Here is a 20,482-nt window from a genome sequence, read left to right as displayed (position 1 = left end):
CCACCGACCCGGCCGCGCCCAACCCGCGGCCCGGACCGCAGCCCCTGGGGTGGTGCCTCCGCAGCGGTGAGCCACTGGCTGCCGCGAGGTGGCTCCGGTTTGCGGGTGCCGCGGACCGGGAGCACCTCAAAGGATCTTCTCAACCATGCGTTTTCACACGTCAGTTACGCCCGTGGTCCCGGAGGGTGCGGCGTGCGGCGCCCAGGACGAGCAGGACCCAGAGGGCGCCGACGCCGGCCACGACGTAGACACCGCCGACGAAGGGGAGGTCCTCGTCCGTCGCGGCCGGCGGCGCCCAGCCCTCCGGGTCGACGAGGACGGTGACGGTGGTGCCGACGTCGGCCGACGCCGAGCAGCCCGAGCCGTCGTACGAGGCGTGCGGAAGCGGCCTGCCGTCGGCCCGGCGGATACCGCACGCCCAGCTCACCCGGCCGCTCCTGTCCTTCTGGTGGTGGGCCGAGGTGATCACCGCCTCGGTCTCCACCCCACGGTGGGTGATCAGCTCCGCACGGAGGCTGGCCATCGGTGTGACGAGCAGGAGGACGCCCAGCAGGACGCCGGGCCAGAGCACCCAGCCGCTGGTTCGTACCACCATCAGCCCGCCGAGCGCCACGATGAGCACCAGGACGGCGAGGATCACGCGTAGTCGGGGTTGGTGGCGATCGCCAGCAGCCCCACCATCAGCACCGGGGCGAGCACCCCGGCCAGGAGCGCTGCCCTGCGGACGGTACGTGGCGACGGCCGGCGGTCGTTCCCGGTGCACTTCCTCCCGGAGCCCTTCCCTCCGGCGGGCCTCGGGGGCCGAACCACCCCCTCGGCCAGCGGTCTCTTCTGCTTCTTCGTCCGGCTCCGCGCTATGCCGCCCCCGTCCGGTTGTTGACTGCTCGCGCGCCTGACGGCTCGCGCTGCCACAGTGTGACGCAGCCCCCGGAAGCCGGGAAGCCGGGAAGCCGGGCTGCCGGTTCGGCTGCCCGGGGCTGCTGACGCCGGGGCGACATGACGGTCCGATACCTCGTGGACCGGGCGAGCGGGACGAACGGCCGATACCGGGAGATACGCGGTGGGACGGTCCGCCCGGGTTTGGTGCGGCGGCAGCAAGCTGGGCCGCGGGTACCGCCGCGACCGCGGTGCCCCGGCTCTGCCGGAAGCCTTGTGCCGTCCGATGGTGGTCCTCATACTTCCCGTCAGCGCCTGTCAGGGCAGATCACCCACCGTCGTTCCCATGGGCGCCGGCGGGTGTCCGCGCACGGCCTGACCGCGCCTCACGGCCCCAACCCTCAGGGGCCTCTCACTCCCAGGAGGAGATCAGTGAGGATCAAGCGCACCAACTCCCGCAGCGGCAACGTCAGACGCACCCGTCTGCTCGCCGTGGCCGTCGGCCTGCTGTCCGCCACCGCGGTCGCCGCGCCGAGCGCCGTCGCCGCACCCACCCCGTCCTTCGGCCCGGCCCGGCTGGCCGCGGTGAGTGACGCCGTGCTGAACACCGACGTCGACGGCATCGCCTGGTACACCGACGCGGCCGCCGGACGCGTCGTCGTGACGGCGGACAGCACCGTCTCCCCGGCCGCCCTCGCCCGGCTCCGGCACGCCGCGGGCGCCGACGCGGCCGCCCTGCGGATCCAGCACATCGCCGGCGTGCTCACCCCGCTGCTCGCCGCGGGCGACGCCATCTACGGCGGCGGGTACCGCTGCTCGCTCGGCTTCAACGTCGTGAGCGGCAACACCTACTACTTCCTCACCGCCGGCCACTGCGGCAACGTCGCCAAGACCTGGTACACGAACTCGGCCCAGAGCACGCTCGTCGGTGTAGCCGTCAACTCCAGCTTTCCGGGCAACGACTACGCCCTGGTCCGGTACGACAACGGCGCGCTGAGCCACACCGGCGGGTTCTCCTCCGCACCCGACGCCTACGTCGGCGAGCCGGTCAAGCGCACCGGGTCGACCAGCGGCACCCACGGCGGTACGGTCACCGGGCTCAACGCCACCGTGCGCTACTCCGGCGGCGGCACCGTCCGCGGCATGATCCAGACCAACGTCTGTGCCGAGCCCGGAGATTCGGGCGGCCCGCTGTACGACGGCAGCAAGGCGCTCGGCATCACCTCCGGCGGCAGCGGCGACTGCCGTACCGGTGGGACGACCTTCTTCCAGCCGGTGAACGAGGCGCTCGCCGCGTACCACGTGAGCGTCTACTGATCCGGACCTGCTTCGGGGACCGGCCGGTGGTCCGGCCGGTCCCTGCGGAGTGCCAGGCCAACACCCGGACGGTGTCACGGAGTTCACCTGGCAGGAAGCAGGAAGCAGGAAGCAGGAAGCAGGAAGCAGGAAGCAGGAAGCGGGCCTCCCGGCGCCATGTCAGCGCTGGATGCGGAACATGCCTCGGCCGTGGGTGACGCAGATGAGGGTTTCCTTGCCGCTCTCCTTCATCCAGAACAGGTCGTCGACCGAGCAGTTGGTGGGGCCCTCGTTGGTGGGCGACCAGGTGGCGCCGGCGTCCTCGCTGGCGAACAGGCCGACCTCGGTGCCGCTGTGAGGAAGGTTTCGTGCACGGGGTGGACGGCGAGGGCCGGATCGGGGCGGCGGGTAGGGCGGTGGCGAGGTTGCGCCAGGTGGTGCCGGCGTCTTCGGTGACCCAGAGGTTGCCGCGTTCGAAGCCGCCGCACTGGGTGGCACCGTAGTTGTTGACCAGCTCCGTCCAGCCGCGGACGAACGGCGGTCCCGGCTCGCTGCCGGTCAGGGCCAGGTTGCCCTTGAACACGCCGCCGTCGTTGCCGACGAAGATCGTACGGTTCCCGTCGCCGTCGTAGTCGGGGTGCGAGACGATGGCGTGGTGGTCGGCGTGCGGCACGTTGAGCTCCCAGGTGCTGATCTCGGCGAGCTCGTCGCCGCCGTCCCTGCTGCGCCACAGCTTGACGCCGCCGGTGACCAGCAGGTTCTCGTCGGTCGGGTCGCCGGCCCAGATGGCGTTGCTGTACCAGTCCTGATTGCGGGGTACCGATGCGCAGGGCCACCACGAAGCGGTCCAGCACGGCGACAGGCCGAAGCTCCCGTCCCCCGCGCCAGAGCACGGCGCCGTCCGCCGGCCGGAGGGCGATCATCCCGCCCTGGCCGTCGTGCACCACCACCAGGCGGCCGTGCTCGTCGGCCGCCCCGCGGGGGAGTTCCACCATCCGACCCCCAATCACCTGCGCGGGCCCGGCGGCCGGGTCGGGCGGTCAGCCGGCGGCCGGGCGGAGGGATGTCCACCCCGGCCTATTCGGTGCGCAGCGTCCGGGGTCTGCGCCACTCGCTGCGGGCCAGCAACGAGAAGGCGGCGGTGGCACAGAACGCGATGGCGACGATGATCCATTCGAGCGCGCCGCTGTGCTGGTCGGGGTCGATGCCGAAGACGGACTCGATCCAGGCGGGCCAGACCAGCGTGATCACGAGGACACTCACCACGGCCAGGAGCGCCTCGATGCGGCCCCGTAGCCGGATTCTGCTGTTCATGTCCGCACCCTTTACGCGGTGTACGGCTTTGTGTCGTTTTGTCGTCGTGTTTTCAGTAGGCGCCGTGCCGGGCCACCTGTCAAGGTTCACCCTGGGTGACGGTTACTCAAGGTAATGGAGTCTGAGGTCCGCTCGGGCGGAGCAACGGCGTCCACGGACCACGACCGAGTCGGCGTTCACTCTCCGTCAGCGCAGGGCCGGGACGCCGGTACCGGACCAGGCCCCGGCCGGCGCGGAGCGGCGGGCCGGCGGGCCACCGGTGGCAGGCCGAGCCGGTGGGCGCCCGCGATGGCCAGGCCGGCGGTGAAGGCGAGCACATGGCCGACGGCGGACACCTCGCCGTCCCCGAGCCCGGACAGCAGGTCGGGGGCGGCCACCGCCAGCATCACCAGCCACGCCGCCCGCGACCACACCGGACGGGCCCGCCCGATCGCCACCGCCAGTGCGGCCACCACGACGTAGGACGGGCCGGTGTCCAGTACGTGCGCCTCGGCGGCCGGCAGCGAGCCGTGCTCGATGCGCCACCACACCAGCGCCTCCGTCAGCCCGGTCGCGGTCACGCGGGCGAGCGCCAGCGCCGCCACCGCGCAACGGGCGCCGAGCACCGACACCACCGCGAACACGGACAGCGCGAAGGCCGGCCACACCCACACTGTGTTCTGCGGCACGAACGCGGACACCGCCAGCGACTCGACCGGGTGGCCCGACGGCCGGGGGCGCAGATTGTCGAGGTTGGTCGACGGCCACTCCCGCAGCGCCAGCACCCGCTCGGGCGGCAGCAGCCGCAGGGCCGGCCACATCGCGGCGAGCACGGCCACGTACCAGAACGCCGGGTTGCGCACCAGGCCCCGCAGCGGGGGGCACGTCGGACGCGTGCCGGCCACTACCTGGCGCGCCGCAGCCGCGGGCCGCCGGCGAGTGCCGCGCCCGCGGCGACCGCCACGACACCGGCGGCCATCAGCCCGTGCCGGGAGCGCCAGGACAGCACCGACCACCGCGAGTTCGCGGACAGCAGCGACCCGAGACTCAGCCACGACCCGGCGGACAGCACGGACAGCGCCGAACCGGCCGAGCCGATCGACAGCACGCTGCCGACCGATCCCACCGAGAGCACCGAACCGACCGAGCCGATCGACAGCACCGAGGCCACCGAACCCAGCGAGAGGACGGAGTCCTTGGACCACCGGGCCCACGCGGGCGAGGCCGACGACGAGGAGGACAACGAGGGCGCTGTGGACACCGAGGCCGACAGGGCCGATGACGAGGAATCAGTACGCTCCGACACCCGCTGATCGTATGCCGCCGCTTCCGCCCCCGTCAGCCGCGCCCCGTCCCTGGCGGAGTCCTGCCAGTTCAGGTCAGGGCGAGGAGGCTGACGGCGGCGGCGGTGCCCAGGCCGACGAGCCGGCCGCGGTGGATGCGTTCGGCGAGGACGCTGCGGGCGAGCAGGACGGTGCCGGCCGGGTAGAGGGCGGTGATGACGGCGACGACGGGACCGAAACCTGCCACCTGATCACGACGGTCCACCTGCCGCCCGTCCTGACGGTCCGATAGCGCCGGCGGACGGACCCACCGGCAGGGACCCGTGCAATCCCGCCGGTCAGCCAGGTGATCGGCAAACAGGAGCGCCGGATCGGTGCCGCGCTCTTCGAACGGGCCAGCCGCAGCGTCACCCCCTGACCCCGGTCGGGAAGCAGCTCCACGCGACCTGCAGCCGGTCCACCGCGGAATCGGCAGAGCCTGGCCACCACCAGCAGGCCGATCAGCCCGACTCGACCGCCAAGCGAAGTTTGGAAAGAGCGCGGAAACGCACCCTTCAACCGCCGCATCTTCGGTCGCCTCTGGCCGGATCAGGCCGGACCGACGCGGGTTCCCGTCTGACGCCGGTGGGACATGCCCAACCGTCGCTGCCGGCCCACAGCGTCGCGATGCGCTCCACCCACCAGCACCGCATCCGCTTTGCCGTAGGCCCTTGGACGAGGACTCGCGCGAACAGGATGATTTCGAACGAACCGGCACCGGCCAGGACGGCGTGGAGGTGCAGGTCCGACCCGCACAGCCCGGTGGTGGTGACATCGATGACGACGCGGGTCGGGCGGCGCCGTCGGTCGCAACGGGCGAGCGAACCCGGTGTCGGATGGTTGGGAGCCGCCGGGAGGGACAGACGCCTGCGCATGGCACATCCCTTCAGACGCAGGAACGGAGACGGAGACGGAAGGCGTGGCGATGCCGCCGGACCCGGTCGGCGGGCCACCCGACCGGGCCGCGGTGCTGACCTGTCTTCCCCGCCCTATTCGTTCTGGCGTCGCTTCCTCGCGTCGTCGGCAGGTCGGCGACCGACACCGTGCAGCAGCATCGAAGGCGGCCTGCCGACGGCGCGGAGGAACCGTACGGCCGGCCCCGTTCCACTCGCACCCGGTTCGATGGCGGGAAGCCCTGATCCGACGCAGTGACGTGCCGCCCGGCGGCACGGTGTGGAGGAGAACGTGATGATCAAAATCCTGTACAAGCCGTTCGGCCTGCTCGTCGGCGCTCTCGGCGGAGTTCTGGCGGGGGCCCTCTTCAAGCAGGCCTGGAAGCTGGTCGGGGGCGAGGACGACGCGCCCAGTCCCACGGACGAGGACCGGAGTTGGCGCGGGGTGCTGACCGCGGCCGCGCTGCAGGGCATGGTCTTCGCGCTCGTGAAGGCGGCGGTCGACCGCGGAGGAGCCATGGGCATCCGACGGCTGACCGGAACCTGGCCCGACTGAGAGGAGGCCCCCGACGCACCGGCCGGCCGGACCGGCGCCGGTCGCGCCACCGTACGAGACACGCGCACCCCGAACCGACAGGAGCTTCCCATGGCAGACGAGGATCCGCAGCACAAGGAACGGCACGACGGCGACCACAACGACCGGGCCGCTGCCGCCGAAACCGGGCCGCCCGCCGACCGCTCGTACGGCGACAACGCCTCCGACCACGCCGACCCGGCGGACGGGCCCGACCCGCGCCGCCCCGACAGCGGTCCGGTGCGGCAGGGCTACGACGCCACCGCGGAGAGCGCGGCCGCCACAGCCGACCCGCGCACCTCCTAGGTTTCCAGCCCCCTGTGACGTCGGGCGGCGAGCATGCGCGGTGCCCGCCGCCGCACCGCCGGCTCTCACCGTCGGCTGCCGGTGCGGAACCGCCAGATGACGCCCTCGCGCGCCAGGTCGTCCGGCAGACAGCTGCGCACCACAACGGTGTGAACGGGCGAGCGAGCGCCCACCAGGTGAATCGCATCTGTCGAAGCCCGATGGCATGCTCGGATGATTGCACCTCGTGTACGGAGGGAGTCCGTTGATGCTTGTGCCGTACGCGCGCGAGCGGCGTCCGAGCGGGTCGCGGTGAGGGGCTGGGTGATCGGGGCCGTCGGCGAACCGGGCGAGTGGCAGCGGTTGCTGGTGGTGCTCGTCGATGGTCGGCGGCTGGTGACCGGAGCACTTTCCGAGCAGGAACGGGCAGAGCTACAGGCGCCGGTGGACGGCCGGTGTCGGGAGCCGCATCCGGGCGCGCGGTCGGTGGTGCGCTGGTTGCATCCGGTGCTGGCCGTCGTGGTCGACCTGGAGGCCGGGCAGGTGCGCCGGATCGCGTTGCCCGCGGACGGTGAATGAGCGATCCGCCGAGGGACAGCCTGTGATTGCGTTCCGCCGTGCCGCCGCGGCGCGAGAGCGCCGGTCAGAGCGGGGCGGCGGAGCTGCCGAAGCGGCGGGAGGACGTGCCCGTGGCGGGAGCGACTCCGGAGAAGGGGCGCTCCTGCCACCGGCACCAGCGGGCGCCGTCGGAACAAGCGGGCGCCGTCGGAACAAGCGGGGCCGCTCGGTGTGAGGGGTGCGGTAATCGGGGCAGGCGCGGAGTCATGGTGAGAATCGGATACACGATGATGACCGAGCAGCGCGGGCCGCGTGACCTGGTCGCGGACGTCGTCCGTGCCGAGCAGGCGGGCTTCGACTTCTCGGTGATCTCGGACCACTCCTTCCTTCCCCTGGCTGGACGAGCAGGGTCATGCGCCCTACGCGTGGGCGGTGTTTGGCGCCGCCGCGCAGGCCACCTCCCGGATCCCCCTCATGACCTACGTGACCTGCCCGACGTTCCGCTACCACCCCGTGGTGGTAGCGCAGAAGGCCGCCACGCTGCAGTTGCTGTCCGAGGGCCGTTTCCGGCTCGGTCTGGGCAGCGGCGAGAACCTCAACGAGCATGTGATCGGCCAGGGCTGGCCCGCGGTGCCGGTGCGGCAGGCGATGCTCGACGAGGCGGTCCAGATCATCCGGGCACTGTTCGACGGCGGATACGTCACGCGGCGGGGCCGGTACTTCGACGTCGACGGCGCGCGGCTCTGGGACCTGCCCGACCGGCCGCCGCCGATCGGGGTGGCGGTGTCCGGGCCCGGCTCCTGCGAGCTTGCCGGCCGGCTGGCCGACCTGGTGATCGCCGTCGAACCGGACCCGGCGCTGATCACCAGGCTCGCCGAGCACGGCGGGGCAGGGAAACCGGCGGTGGGCCAACTGCCGGTGTGCTGGGACACCGACCGGACCGCCGCCGTACGACGGGCCCACGAGCAGTTCCGCTGGTTCGGTGGCGGCTGGAAGGTCAACGCCGAACTGCCCGGGACGGCGGGTTTCGCCGCCGCGAGCCGCTTCGTCCGCCCCGATGACGTCGCCGGGGCAATCCCGTGTGGCGACCGGGTCGAGGACTTCGTCGAGGCGGTACGGCCGTTCGTCGACTCCGGGTTCGGGGAGGTCGCCCTCGTCCAGGTCGGCGGCGACAGCCAGCCCGCCTACCTCGACTGGGCCGCGGACGCCCTGCTGCCGGCGCTGCGCGCGGCGTTCTGAACCTGGTCGGGCCCGGTCGCGCCGGGCTCCGGTCCTCAGGCCCGCGCCCGGCAGGGTGGTTCACCCGATTGCCCGGCGTCCAGCGGCTGGGGCCTGTCGCTTCGCCGTCCGGATGTCCCGGCCCGGCGGCGGGTGGCGGCGGGCCGTCGTAGGTTGCGGGCATGACCAGTGACGAGACGACGATCCCAACCGTGGGGGTTCGCCCGCTGGACGAGGTGTTCGACGCGATCGAGTCCGCCAGCCGGCGCCCGCAGCCCTGGACCGGGTTCGATCACGGGGTCCTGGGGACCTACCGGTGGGCCGCCGGAGCCCAGGTCGCGGCTCCGGTCACGGCCGCCGCCGCGCTCGGGGCCACCGGGCCGTGTCGGGCGCAGCTGCTGGCCGAGTGCCAAGCCGCCGCGGTCCGCCTGCGCGGCGCCCTGGACCAGCGAGCGGACGCCGGGTACGCCCTCGGTGCCTACCAGGCGTTGGCCTGGCTGTGCGGCCACCACGAGGACCGCCCCTGACCGGCGCCTGCGACGACCAGCGCCTGCGACGACCGGCGCCTCCGACGACCAGCGCCTGCGACGACCAGCGCCCGTCCTGACCGACACCCCGCAGGAGGCCGACCCGTGTCCAGGCCGAACACCTGGCTCCGGCGAAGGAGCCGGCGCTCTCGCCCCGGCCTGCCGGCAGACCTGGCATCCGACGATGCGGAGAGCACCGGCCGGCGCTTCCCCCTCTACGGGTCCTGCCTCGGATTCGCCGCCGTCTTCACCGATTTCATTGCCCCGCCCCATGACGAGGAAGTGTTGCCCTGCCACGCGTCCGGGCGGGCCGCTACGAGCACCGCCCGTGGGCGGGGGAGGTTTCGTTGACGAAGAACGACGGCGCACCGGGCCGGGACGAGACGCCCCAGGAACGGGCCGACCGGCTCTGGAACGAGATGCTCCAGGAAGTGCGCGTGTGCCAGACCGGCGCGCAGATCCTCTTCGGCTTCCTCATCGGCGTGGCCTTCACCCCGCGCTTCGCCGCCCTGCCCGACTTCGACAAGAACCTCTACGTCGCCACCGTCGTCCTCGGCGCCGTCGCCACCGGCGCCCTGATCGCACCCGTGGCCTTCCACCGCTTCCTCGCCGGCCACGGGATGAAACCCGAACTCATCCACGTCGCCGGCCGCCTCATCGCCACCGGACTCACCACACTGGCCCTGACCATCGCCGCCGCCCTGCTGCTCCTGCTGCGCACCGCGACCGGCAGCCCGGCCGCCGCGTGGGCGCTGAGCGGCGCCGTTCTGCTGTGGTTCACCACCACGTGGCTTGTCCTGCCCCAGGTCGTTCTGCGGCGCACAGCCGCCCGCCAGGCGGCCATGAGCGAGCACGGCGACGCTGGCGGCGGCGACCGGTCCCCGCGATGATGATCGCCTGCACTGCACATTCCGCCCCCGGATCCGAGCCCGGCCACGCCTGTCGAGTCTTCCCGTCCAGGCACGCCGCCGCCGCGTGTATCGCGGGTCCGGGTGGTCGGCTCACCCGGCTGGCGGACAGCGCGGGCTCGCCCGCGAGCGGGTCTGCCCGGGCCGCGGGTCCCCGTCTCGGGGTCCCGCCCGGCCGGCGGTATCAGGCCAGCCCGGCGCCCTCCACGTTCAGCCGCTCTGCGAGCCGGCCCCGGTGCAGGGCGGCGACGGGTTCGAGGAGGTCGGGGTGGCGCAGCAGGGCGGCGGCCTCGGTGTCGCGGGTGCCGGGGTCGGTGAGGCGTCGCAGGGCTCCGGCCCCGGTGTGCTGCTCGGTCTCGGCGAGCGCCTGGTGGGCGTGCGCGGCGAGGGCGGGATCGGCGAGCAGGCAGGCGGCCCAGCTGACGACGGTTTCGTCCACCCAGGTCCGCCAGGCGGTGTCGTCAGGGTGGGGGTCGTTGCCGGTGAGCCAGTCGAGTCGGTCGGCGCCGCCGGGGCCGAGCAGGTCGAGGAGCTGGACGTCCATGGCGGTGGGGTAGCGGAGAGCGGCTGCGAGGGCAGCTGCCTGCCGGGCCTGCGTCTCGGCGAGCGCCCGGCTGAAGGCACCAGCGGGCGCGGGGTAGGCGTTCAGGAGCCAGCGGGTGGAGGCGGCTATGACGGGTGTCAGGTCGGGCACGGCGATCGGTCCCTCGGGAAGGTGCTCGCCTGTGTCCGGTGTTCGGTGGTGCGAGCCGTCAGGTGCGGAGCCGCGCTGCCCCGCTCGTGGCCGACCAGTGTAGGCGGCTTCCCGCTGGCGGGGGCATGACCCGCATCACGTCTGCCCGATCGGGCGCTGGGGTCCGACCGACCGTGCGCGGCCCGGCCCCCAGCGCCCGAAGTCGCCGACTGACGGCGGGGGTGGTTCAGGACTTGCCGCGGCCGGTGACGAAGTCGCGGGCCCGGTCGACCAGGCCGACACCGGGGGCGAGCAGTTTGCTGGCCATCGGGCTGTCGGGTGCGGCGGGGTGCGGACGGGTCGGTGCCATGGACTTGGCCCGGCGGATCTTGTCGCCGAGGTCGTCCAGCTGCCCCGGGGTACAGTCCCGGCGCAGCATCGGGAACAGGTTGTTCTCCTCGTCCTGGACATGGGCGGCGACCTCGTCCATGAGCTGCTGCAGCAGCGGGCTCATCTGCGGGTCGTCCGTCCTCGTGTTCTCCAGCTTTTTGAGGATCTCCTCGACCCGGCCGTGGTCGGCGATCTCCTTGTCCGCGAGCCGGTCGCCGCCCTGGATGTGCTCGCGCACCGCCGGGTAGAGGTACTGCTCCTCGGCGACGGAGTGCCGCACCAGCTCGATCGTGACCTCGTCGACCGCATCCCGCAGCTGCTGGCCGCCGCCGGTCATCGCCTGGATCCGGGCGAACATCTCCTCCACCTCCCGGTGGTCGGCCATCAGTTCCTCGATCACGCTTCCGCCGTGCCCCATGACACGCCTGCCTCTCGCTGCTTCCGTTCGGGCCGGGGCTCTCCCGGCCACCTGGCAGTCCTTCCCCGGCCAGGCGCGCGGGGTGAGCGCCGGCGAAGGTACCTCACCCGATCGGAGGCCGATCGCCGTCGCGGTCACGGCCTCGGGGACCCGCGGCCGGAAAGAGGCCCGCTGCACGTGGATCTGAACGGGCGTGCCCACGAGTCGGCCCTTGCGTTCGGGGTAGACGATGCGTCGAACCAGGAGAAGGAGGAGCCATGCCTGCCGGTTCGAGCAAGAAGCGTGAACGCCAGTACGAGCACATCAAGGACAGCGCCCGGGAGCGCGGCGAGAGCGAGAAGCGGGCCAAGGAGATCGCGCCCGCACGGTGAACAAGGAACGGGCCCGGCACGGCGAGTCGACGACCGCCAGCCGCTCCTCCACCCACGACACCTCCTCCTCCCGGCGCGGCGGCCGGCGCTCGCACTCCGGCTCCGAGGGGCCGACGAAGGAACAGCTGTACAACGAGGCCAAGAAGCGCAACATCCACGGCCGCTCGAAGATGAACAAGAAGGAACTCGCCGACGCCCTCGGCCACTGACCACCAGGCCCTGGCCCACGGCGGCCGGCATCACGTGGCGCCACCGAGTGGACAGGTCTGTCGTACCCCGGCAGGGAGACGGGAGGAACCACCACCATGGACCGGACCACCGACCCCTGGGGTGCCAGGACCCCCTACGCGCCCGGCACCGTTTGGCCGTCCCGCGTCGACCTACAGCTGGCCGCCGGCCTGAGCGAGGCCGACGTGCAGCGGTGGGTGCCCTCCGCGTCGCTGCTGCACTCCAACGGCGACGCGATGGACGTCGCGGTCCGCGACGGCCGGATCGTCGGCGTCCGCGGGCGGGCCGGCGACCGCGTCAACCACGGCCGCCTCGACATCAAGGACCTGTTCGGCTGGCAGGCCAACGCCTCGCCCGACCGGCTCACCGTGCCGCTGGTCCGCCAGGGCGGCCAACTGGTGGAAACGGACTGGGACACGGCCCTGGATGCCGTCGCCGAGCGGTGCCGGTCCGTCCTGGAGGAGTACGGACCGGGCGCGGTCGGCTTCTACACCTCGGGGCAGCTGTTCCTGGAGGAGTACTACACGCTGACCGTCCTGGCCCGGGCGGGGATCGGTACCAACCACCTGGACGGCAACACCCGCCTGTGCACCGCCACCGCGGGCGAGGCCCTCAAGGAGTCCTTCGGCTGCGACGGCCAGCCCGGCTCCTACCAGGACATCGACCATGCCCAGGTGATCGCCCTGTGGGGCCACAACGTCGCCGAGTGCCAGCCGGTGCTGTGGATGCGCATCCTCGACCGGCTCCACGGCGCCGACCCGCCGGCCCTGTTCGTCCTCGACCCCCGCCCGACGCCCACCGCCCGGGAGGCCACGATCCACCTGGCGCCGCGCCCGGGCACCAACCTCGCCCTGCTCAACGCCCTCCTGAACGAGATCATCACCACCGGCCGCGTCGACCACGCCTTCGTCGCCGCGAACACCGTCGGCTTCGACAGGCTGGCCGAGCGCGTCTCCTCCCGCACCCCGGAGTGGGCCGCCCAGATCTGTGACATCCCGGCGGCCGAGATCCGCCGCACCGCCGAGCTGATCGCCGACACCGACCGGCTCGTGTCCACCGTGCTCCAGGGCGTCTACCAATCGCACCAGGCCACTGCCGGCGCGGTGCAGATCAACAACCTGCACCTGCTGCGCGGGCAGCTCGGGCGCCCCGGCGCCGGCGTCCTTCAGATGAACGGCCAGCCCACCGCCCAGAACACTCGCGAGTGCGGCGCCAACGGCGACCTGCCGGGCTTTCGCAACTGGGCGAATCCGCGCCACGTCGCCGAACTCGCCGACCTGTGGAACATCGACCCCGCCGCGCTGGACCACGGCGGCCCACCCACCCACGCGCTGGAGATCTTCCGCCTCGCCGAAACCGGCGCCCTGAAGTTCCTGTGGATCAGCGCCACCAACCCGGCCGTCTCCCTGCCCGACCTCGCCCGCATCCGCGAAACCCTCGCCCGACCCGGCCTGTTCACCGTCGTGCAGGACATCTTCCCCACCGAGACCACCGCGTTCGCCGACGTCGTCCTGCCGGCCGCGACCTGGGGCGAGAAGACGGGCACCTTCACCAACGCCGACCGCACCGTCCACCTCTCCGAACAGGCCGTCGACCCGCCCGGCCAGGCCAGGGCCGACCTCGACATCTTCCTCGACTTCGCCCGCCGCATGGACCTGCGCGACCGCACCGGCCGCCCGCTGATCACCTGGCACGACGCCCCGTCCGCGTTCGCCGCCTGGCAGCGGTGCAGCAAGGGCCGCCCGTGCGACTACACCGGCCTCAGCTACCAGCTGCTGCGCGAGCACGGCGGCACCCAGTGGCCGGCCACGCCCGCCCTCCCGTTCGGCACCCAGCGGCTGTATGCAGACGGCCGCTTCTGGGCCCACCCGGACACCTGCGAGACCTACGGCCGGGACCTCAACACCGGCGAGCCCGCGACCGAAGCCGAGTACCGCGCCCTCAACCCGCACGGCAAAGCCGTCCTGCGGCCTGCCGACTACCAGCCGCCACCCGATTCCCCCGACGGCGAGTACCCGCTGTGGCTGACCTCCGGCCGCACCATCTACCACTTCCACACCCGCACCAAGACCGGCCGTGTCCCCGAACTCCAGCACGCCGCCCCAGAGGTGTGGGTCGAATGCTCCCCGGCCGACGCCCACCGCCACGGCCTCACCGACGGGGACATGGCCGCCGTCACGACGGCCCGCGGCACCGTCACCGCCCGCGTCCGGATCACCGGCATCCGCGAGGGCCTGCTCTTCCTGCCGTTCCACTACGGCTACTGGGACCACGGCCCCGACCACGCCGGCAGCCCGCCACGGCACGACCGTGCCGCGAACGAACTCATCCCCACCCGACTCGACCCCGCCTCCAACCAGCCCGTCTTCAAGACCGCCACCGCCCGCCTGGCACCCCTCGGACAGCTCGGACAGCTCGACTGACCCCGCCCCGCCTCACCTGCTCGGCTCCCCGCTGGGCCAGGGTGACCTACCTGCACCCGCATGACGCCGCGTGCGCGGTCCGGGGACCCCGCTGCCGAGGCTGCCGCAGGGCGGCGTGAGGCCCGCGCCCTCGACGCCGGGATATCGCCCTCAATGCCGAGCGTCCGTCGGTGGCACGTGGCGGCGGGGGCGGCATGGCTTCCCGCCGGCACCCCTGCGTGAAGGTGATACTTCCCGGAGCAGCGGGCGGCATCGCCCCGAAGCGGTTTCACCGCGGCGTCAGCGGTTAGCCGAGTGGATCGACGGGCGCATGGCGCAGCTGATGCGCGAGGAGCACGCCTACCTGGACTCGCTGGAGAGCCTGCCCGAGGGCGACAGCTGGCTGCTGGTCCAGTTCACCGGCGACACCAAGGAGGAGGCGGACGCGCAGGCGTACGAGCTGCTGCGGGCGCTGGGTCGCGACGAGGACGACCCGAGGGTGGCGCTCTCCGACGATCCGGCGCGCGAGCGGGAGATGCTCAAGGCCCGCGAGGCGGGCCTCGGCGTGACCGCTCGGCCGCCGGACGGCTCCGAGACGTGGGAGGGCTGGGAGGACTCCGCGGTCGCCCCCGGGAAGCTGGGGGCCTACCTGCGCGACCTGGAGCGGCTCTTCGCCCGGTACGGCTACCAACAGGCCTCCCTGTACGGGCACTTCGGACAGGGCTGCGTGCACACCCGGATCCCGTTCGAGCTGCGCGAGGGCCAGGGCATCGAGGCGTTCCGGGCCTTCCTGTTCGACGCGGCCGACCTCGTGACCTCCTACGGCGGGTCACTGTCGGGTGAGCACCGTGACGGGCAGGCCCGCGGCGAACCGCTGCCCCGCATGTTCACCCCCGCCCTCATGGAGGCGATGGGCGAGGTCAAGGCCCTGTTCGACCCCGGCAACCGGATGAACCCCGGAAAGGTCATCCACCCCCACCGAGTGGATGCCGACCTGCGCCTGGGCGCCGACTGGCGGCCCGCAGTGCGCGAGACCCACTTCGCGTATGCCGAGGACAGCAACGACTTCGGCCGGGCGGTGCTGCGCTGCGTCGGGATCGGCAACTGCCGCACGCAGCAGGGCGGTGTGATGTGCCCCTCCTACCGCGCCACCGGTGAGGAGGAGCACTCCACCCGCGGCCGGGCGCGGCTGCTGTTCGAGATGCTCGGCGGTCACGACGACTCCCCGGTCACCGGCGGCTGGCGCTCGACCGAGGTCCTCGACGCACTCGACCTGTGCCTGGCCTGCACCGGACAGCTCGCCACCGCCCGCCGCGTCCCGGACGACCATGGTCCTCGTCGACGCCCACGGCGGCGGCCGGACGGGCCTCGGCTACACCTACGGTGACCCGGCCACGGCCCAGGTGGTCACCGGCCTGCTCCGCGACACAGTCATTGGCCGGCCGGTCTTCGACGTGCCCGCCGCGAACGAAGCGATGAGCCGCGCGGTGCGCAACGCCGGCCGGCCCGGCCTGATCGCCGGCGCCATCTCCGCGATCGACATCGCCCTGTGGGACCTCAAGGCCCGCGTACTCGGCCTGCCGCTGGCCGACCTGCTCGGCCGAGCCGGCACCCAGGTGCCCGTCTACGGCAGCGGCGGCTTCACCACCTACGAACACCACCGGCTCGCAGGGCAGCTCGAAGGCTGGGCCGACGAGGGCATCACCCGATTCAAGATCAAGATTGGCGAGCGGTGGGGTACCCGCGAGCGACGCGACCTGGAACGCACCGAACAGGCACGTGCCCTGGTGGGCGACGACGCCGAACTGTACGTCGATGCGAACGGCGCCTACGCCCGCAAGCAGGCAGTACGGATCGGGCGCACGCTGGCCGGCCTGGGGGTGAGCTGGTTCGAAGAGCCCGTCTCCTCCGACGACCTCACCGGCCTCGCCCACATCCGCGACGCCGTCACCGCCGACGTCGCCGCCGGCGAGTACGGCTACGACCTGCCCTACTTCGCCCGCATGATCCCGGCCGTCGACTGCTTGCAGGCCGACGCCACCCGATGCGGCGGCATCACCATCTGGCTACGCGCCGCCGCCCTCGCCCAGGCCCACGGCCTGCAGCTGTCCGGGCACTGCGCCCCGCACGCCCACGCCCACGCCGCCGCGGCCGTGCCGAACCTGCGCCACCTGGAGTGGTTCCACGACCACACCCGCATCGAGAACCTCCTCTTCGACGGCGCCCTCGACCCGGCCGGTGGTCGCCTGCACCCGGGACGGGACGGCGAGCCCGGCCTCGGCCTCGCCATCCGGGACGACGTGGCGGAGCAGTTCTGTGTCCGCGACTGAGGCCACCCGGCTGCGGCCTCGCGGTCTCCGGCCCCCGGCCCCCGGGCGGGGCGTTTTCCGGACGGCCGGGCACCCGGATGTCTATGCTCGGTGCGTTCGGGGTGGCTCGGTGGCCGCTCCTGGAAGCCGGGGCGGGGTTCGCGATGGATCGTCTGCTGGTCGAGTTCGGTGCCGCGGGGCGGGTGACGGTTCGGGAATGGCCGTCAGGAGAGCTCTACCCCACGGAGGTTGCACCGGCGGCTCCCTTGGCGTGGCCACTGGACGACCACGACCTGGAGGAGCTGCGCTGGTATCTGGAGCAGTACCTGAGCACGCCCTTCGGGGTCTACAGCGACCGCGGGGGCGAGGTCGAGGCCCGGCTGCCGCAGTGGGGGGCCCGCATCTTCGAGGCGGTGTTCGGGGCCGGTCCGGCCCGTGACGCCTACATCCGGGCCCGGGCCCGGGGCGGGCCCCTCGAAATCGTGATCCTCTCCGCCACGGCCGAACCCCTGGGTCTGCCTTGGGAACTGATGACCGACCCCGCGAGGCCCACGCCGATCGCCCTGGACCAGGTGGCGGTCTCCCGGGGCCTCCCCACGGCTCAGTTGAGGGAGGTGTCCAGGGTCACCGGTTCCCGCCTGAGGGTCCTGATGGTGATCTCCCGGCCGGACGGGCCGGAGGACGTGGGCTACCGGATGATCGCCCGGCCGCTGCTCCACCGTCTGGGGGCCATCAGTGGCGAGGTCGACCTGGTCGTGCTGCGGCCGCCCACCCTTGATCGTCTTGAGGAGGTCCTGGCCGCGGCCAGGGCGGCTGGCGAGCCGTTTCAGATCGTGCACTTCGACGGCCACGGCGTCTTCGGCCATGCCCCGCAGCCGGGTGGCCGCTTCGACCCGCAGACCTACGGCGGCCCGGGCCCGCAGGGGATGCTCGCCTTCGAACGGCCCACGGGCGGCCTGGATCTGGTGCCCGCCGAGCAGGTGGCCCGTGTGCTCGCGCAGGCGCAGGTGCCGATCGTGGTGCTGAACGCGTGCCAGTCCGCGGTGGTCGGCTCCCGAGTGGAGGCTGCGGTCGCCACGCGGCTCCTCCAGGAGGGCACTGCGGCTGTCGTCGCGATGGCCTACAGCGTCTATGCGGTCGCAGCCGCCGAGTTCATGGCGGCCTTCTACGAGCGTCTGCTGTCGGGTGACCGCATCACGGAGGCCGTGGCGGCGGGACGCAGGCGGCTGGCGAACGCTGACGAAAGGCCCTCGCCGAAGGGGCCGTTGCCACTGGCCGACTGGATGGTTCCCGTCCTCTACGCCCGCGGTGAGGCCCGCTTCCCCTGGCTGCACGCCCGGTCGGGGTCCGCCGCGTCCTCCGACCGGAGCCCCGTGCGGGACGGGCCCGGCGGGCGCGAGGACGCGAACGACACCCCGGACGAGGACCTGACCGCCAATGGCGAGTTCGTCGGACGTGACGCCCTGTTCCACACCCTGGAGTCCGCCGCCAGGCTGCAACGCGTCGTGGTCCTGCACGGGCCGGCCGGCACCGGGAAGACCGAACTCGCGAAGGCGTTCGGACGCTGGTACCGCGATACCGGTGCCGTCGACGATCCGTCGTGGGTGATCTGGCACTCCTTCGAACCCGGCGTCGCCACCTTCGGCCTGGACGGGGTGATCAATGCCATCGGGCAGCGCTTGCCCGACGAGGACTTCCTGCAACTGGACCGCGCCGCACGGCGGGCACGGGTCGAAGCCGCCCTGCGGACCCGGCGGATGCTCCTGGTCTGGGACAACTTCGAGGCCGCGCACTCGATGCCCGACCCCGCCCGGGAGACCCCGCCGTTGTCCGGGGCCGAGCGTGAGGAGCTGCGAGCGTTCCTCTCCCGCGTCGCCGCCGGCGGCCGCAGCGCCGTCCTCCTCACCAGTCGCACCGAGGAGGACTGGCTGGGGAACGTGCGGCGGGTCGCCGTACCGGGCCTGGACCCTGAGGAAGCACACGAGTACGCCGACCAGCTCCTCGCGCCCTACCCCCACGCGCGGCGGCGCCGGGAGGGACGGTCCTTCGGGGAGCTCATGCGCCGGCTGGACGGACACCCGCTCAGCCTCCGCCTGATCCTCCCTCACCTGGACACCAGGACACCGCAGGACCTGCTCGGTGCCCTTCAGGGCGCCACGCCCCTGCCGGGGTCGTACGACGGCGATCGGACCGCTTCCCTGACCGCGAGCATCGCCTACTCTCTCGGTCACCTTCTCCTCGCCGACCAGCGTGCGCTCAACGTGATCACGCTCTTCCGAGGGGTTGCGGACAGCAACCTGCTGGCGACGTTCTCGCGGACACCCCGGTGTCCGGAACCCTTCCGCGGGCGCACTGCCGAGGACTGGAACGACCTGCTGGCGCGTGCCGCTCGAGTGGGGCTCCTCACCGCGCTCGGCACGGGCCTGTACCGCATCCACCCCGCCTTGCCGGCCCACCTTTCCGCCTTGTCGCACCCAGGGGATCCGGGCATCCCGGTCGAGTCCGGGGCCGCCGATCCCGCGTTCCTCGAGGCGTGCGGGATCTTCGGCGACTGGGTCATGCAGCAGCTGGAGGGCGGAGATGTCGACCTCGCCCTGGACCTGCTCCGTCACAACCGGCTGACGCTGAGCGCCGCCCTCGGCCGCTCCCTCGACCAAGGCTTCTGGGAGGAGGCCCAGTTCGTGGCCCAGCCGTTGAACGAGTACTGGAAGCTCCAAGGGCTGTCCGTGGAACGGCAGGCGTGGGCGGATCGCGTCCGCCTGGCCGTTGAAAGCACCGACGGCGACCCGCCCGCCGCGGGCACGCCCGCCCGGGCGCTGTGGCTGTTCATGGCCGGTTCCCAAGCCCAGCACCACACCGAGGCCCGCCGGCTCGACGAGGCCGAACACGCCTTCCGTGACATCCTGGACGCCGTGGGCCCACAGGACACCGGCCTTCAGGACTCCCGGTACGCGGACGCTCAGCACCAGTTGGGTACAGTCGCCCTGCTCAAGGGGCGGCTGGACGAGGCTGAGGAGCGCTACGCCGAGGCCCTTACGGTCCAGTTGCGCGTCGGCGACCAGCACGGGGCGGCCAACACCCATCACCAGCTCGGCATGGTCGCCGAGCATCGGGCCCGGCTGGACGAGGCCGAGCAGCACTACACCGCGGCCCTCACCCTCAACACGAGCCTCGGCAATCTGCGGGGCACCGCGACCAACCACGGGCAGCTCGGCACGGTCGCCAGGCAGCGGGGCCGCTTGGACGACGCCGAGCGGCACTACCGGCAGACGTTCGACCTCAGCCTCCGGCTCGGCGATCAGCCCGCGGTCGCCGGCGCCGTCCACCAACTTGGCATGGTCGCCTTCGAGCGCGGGCTGCTGGGCGAAGCGGAGGACTGGTACCGGAAGGCTCTGACCATCGCGGAGCGACTTGAGGACCAGGGCGGCACGGCGACCGCGTACCACCAGCTCGGTTTGGTCGCGGAGCAGCGCGGCCGGCTGGACGACGCCGAGAAGTGGTACAGGGGGGCGGCCAGGGCCAACGAGGCACTCGGCGACCGGGCACGCGTCGCGAGCACGTATCACCAGCTCGGGAAGGTCACTGGGCTGCTGGGGCGACTCGATGATGCCGAGGCGTGGTGCCGGAAGTCCCTCGACATCACCCAGGACCTGGGCGACCTGCCCCGGATGGCGGTCACGTACCACCTGCTGGGGCTCCTCGCCTGGAATCGGCGGAGCCTCGGTGAGTCCCTGACGTGGACGGTCCGGTGCGTGGCGATGTCCGATAAGTGCACCCACCCGGCCGTCGGGCGGGGTCTGGAACACCTGGCGCGGCTGACCCGGGCCCTGAGCCTCGCAGAGCTCGAAGAGACCTGGCGATCCGTCACCGGGGAGGCGCTGCCGCCGGCAGTGCGCCAACACGTCCTGGCCGTCGAGCCACCACCGACAGATACGGAGTGA

General features: G+C 72.5%; 16 protein-coding genes and 4 pseudogenes. 13 read left to right on the top strand and 7 right to left on the bottom strand.

The window, feature by feature from the left end:
- Positions 1 to 160: 160 nt before the first annotated feature.
- On the bottom strand, positions 161 to 640 hold the full coding sequence (locus tag OG286_RS01215; protein WP_396325093.1) for a hypothetical protein: 480 nt from the start codon (positions 638 to 640) through the stop codon (positions 161 to 163).
- A gap of 668 nt (positions 641 to 1,308) precedes the next feature.
- On the opposite strand from OG286_RS01215, the gene OG286_RS01210 reads away from it, so the two are divergent.
- Together OG286_RS01210 and OG286_RS01205 are read left to right on the top strand one after the other, a co-directional pair.
- Positions 1,309 to 2,193 carry a S1 family peptidase gene (locus OG286_RS01210; protein WP_396325094.1) on the top strand — a complete coding sequence of 295 codons (885 nt, stop codon included), beginning with the start codon at positions 1,309 to 1,311 and terminating at the stop codon, positions 2,191 to 2,193.
- Positions 2,194 to 2,395: 202 nt separating this feature from the next.
- Positions 2,396 to 2,530 carry a hypothetical protein gene (locus OG286_RS01205; RefSeq protein WP_396325095.1) on the top strand — a complete coding sequence of 45 codons (135 nt, stop codon included), beginning with the start codon at positions 2,396 to 2,398 and terminating at the stop codon, positions 2,528 to 2,530.
- Positions 2,531 to 3,249: 719 nt separating this feature from the next.
- Here the strand turns inward: OG286_RS01205 and OG286_RS01200 are convergent.
- From OG286_RS01200 to OG286_RS01185, 4 genes and pseudogenes are all read right to left on the bottom strand, one after another.
- Positions 3,250 to 3,486 (bottom strand): ABC transporter permease, encoded by a 237-nt coding sequence (locus tag OG286_RS01200; protein WP_405363475.1) that lies wholly within the window; start codon positions 3,484 to 3,486, stop codon positions 3,250 to 3,252.
- Between the two features lie 176 nt (positions 3,487 to 3,662).
- On the bottom strand, positions 3,663 to 4,328 hold the full coding sequence (locus tag OG286_RS01195; RefSeq protein ID WP_396325097.1) for a rhomboid-like protein: 666 nt from the start codon (positions 4,326 to 4,328) through the stop codon (positions 3,663 to 3,665).
- A 41-nt stretch (positions 4,329 to 4,369) separates the two neighbouring features.
- Complete coding sequence (locus OG286_RS01190) at positions 4,370 to 4,708, bottom strand: hypothetical protein (protein WP_396325155.1); 339 nt, start codon at positions 4,706 to 4,708, stop codon at positions 4,370 to 4,372.
- 131 nt (positions 4,709 to 4,839) lie between these two features.
- Positions 4,840 to 4,977, bottom strand: a pseudogene (locus tag OG286_RS01185) (EamA family transporter); the annotation flags it as partial.
- Between the two features lie 998 nt (positions 4,978 to 5,975).
- Between OG286_RS01185 and OG286_RS01180 the strand changes: the two are divergent.
- From OG286_RS01180 to OG286_RS01155, 6 genes and pseudogenes are all read left to right on the top strand, one after another.
- A complete protein-coding gene (locus OG286_RS01180; RefSeq protein WP_396325098.1) occupies positions 5,976 to 6,236 on the top strand; it encodes a DUF4235 domain-containing protein in 261 nt (86 codons plus the stop codon).
- Positions 6,237 to 6,326: 90 nt separating this feature from the next.
- Complete coding sequence (locus tag OG286_RS01175; protein WP_396325099.1) at positions 6,327 to 6,560, top strand: hypothetical protein; 234 nt, start codon at positions 6,327 to 6,329, stop codon at positions 6,558 to 6,560.
- A 303-nt stretch (positions 6,561 to 6,863) separates the two neighbouring features.
- Complete coding sequence (locus tag OG286_RS01170; protein WP_396325100.1) at positions 6,864 to 7,118, top strand: hypothetical protein; 255 nt, start codon at positions 6,864 to 6,866, stop codon at positions 7,116 to 7,118.
- A 245-nt stretch (positions 7,119 to 7,363) separates the two neighbouring features.
- A pseudogene (locus OG286_RS01165) lies at positions 7,364 to 8,336 on the top strand (LLM class F420-dependent oxidoreductase).
- A gap of 161 nt (positions 8,337 to 8,497) precedes the next feature.
- Complete coding sequence (locus OG286_RS01160; RefSeq protein ID WP_396325101.1) at positions 8,498 to 8,842, top strand: hypothetical protein; 345 nt, start codon at positions 8,498 to 8,500, stop codon at positions 8,840 to 8,842.
- A 347-nt stretch (positions 8,843 to 9,189) separates the two neighbouring features.
- Positions 9,190 to 9,732, top strand: coding sequence for a DUF6328 family protein (locus OG286_RS01155; protein WP_396325103.1), 543 nt, complete (start codon positions 9,190 to 9,192; stop codon positions 9,730 to 9,732).
- Positions 9,733 to 9,934: 202 nt separating this feature from the next.
- Here the strand turns inward: OG286_RS01155 and OG286_RS01150 are convergent, their stop codons facing one another.
- Positions 9,935 to 10,444 carry a hypothetical protein gene (locus OG286_RS01150; protein WP_405364604.1) on the bottom strand — a complete coding sequence of 170 codons (510 nt, stop codon included), beginning with the start codon at positions 10,442 to 10,444 and terminating at the stop codon, positions 9,935 to 9,937.
- A gap of 226 nt (positions 10,445 to 10,670) precedes the next feature.
- Positions 10,671 to 11,231 carry a hemerythrin domain-containing protein gene (locus OG286_RS01145; RefSeq protein WP_396325105.1) on the bottom strand — a complete coding sequence of 187 codons (561 nt, stop codon included), beginning with the start codon at positions 11,229 to 11,231 and terminating at the stop codon, positions 10,671 to 10,673.
- Between the two features lie 257 nt (positions 11,232 to 11,488).
- On the opposite strand from OG286_RS01145, the pseudogene OG286_RS01140 reads away from it, so the two are divergent.
- The 5 genes and pseudogenes from OG286_RS01140 to OG286_RS01120 all read left to right on the top strand — a co-directional run bounded on the left by OG286_RS01140 (position 11,489) and on the right by OG286_RS01120 (position 20,482).
- A pseudogene (locus OG286_RS01140) lies at positions 11,489 to 11,811 on the top strand (plasmid stabilization protein).
- A 96-nt stretch (positions 11,812 to 11,907) separates the two neighbouring features.
- Positions 11,908 to 14,253 carry a molybdopterin oxidoreductase family protein gene (locus OG286_RS01135; protein WP_405364602.1) on the top strand — a complete coding sequence of 782 codons (2,346 nt, stop codon included), beginning with the start codon at positions 11,908 to 11,910 and terminating at the stop codon, positions 14,251 to 14,253.
- A gap of 292 nt (positions 14,254 to 14,545) precedes the next feature.
- Positions 14,546 to 15,526, top strand: a pseudogene (locus tag OG286_RS01130) (FAD-linked oxidase C-terminal domain-containing protein); the annotation flags it as partial.
- A 34-nt stretch (positions 15,527 to 15,560) separates the two neighbouring features.
- On the top strand, positions 15,561 to 16,562 hold the full coding sequence (locus OG286_RS01125; RefSeq protein ID WP_396325107.1) for an enolase C-terminal domain-like protein: 1,002 nt from the start codon (positions 15,561 to 15,563) through the stop codon (positions 16,560 to 16,562).
- 245 nt (positions 16,563 to 16,807) lie between these two features.
- Positions 16,808 to 20,482, top strand: coding sequence for a tetratricopeptide repeat protein (locus OG286_RS01120; RefSeq protein WP_396325108.1), 3,675 nt, complete (start codon positions 16,808 to 16,810; stop codon positions 20,480 to 20,482).

The sequence above is a fragment of the Kitasatospora sp. NBC_00039 genome (assembly GCF_045160625.1).
Classification (GTDB): domain Bacteria; phylum Actinomycetota; class Actinomycetes; order Streptomycetales; family Streptomycetaceae; genus Kitasatospora.
The sequence above is the reverse complement of the archived record's forward strand: the minus strand, read 5'-3'. Positions and strand labels throughout refer to the sequence as shown.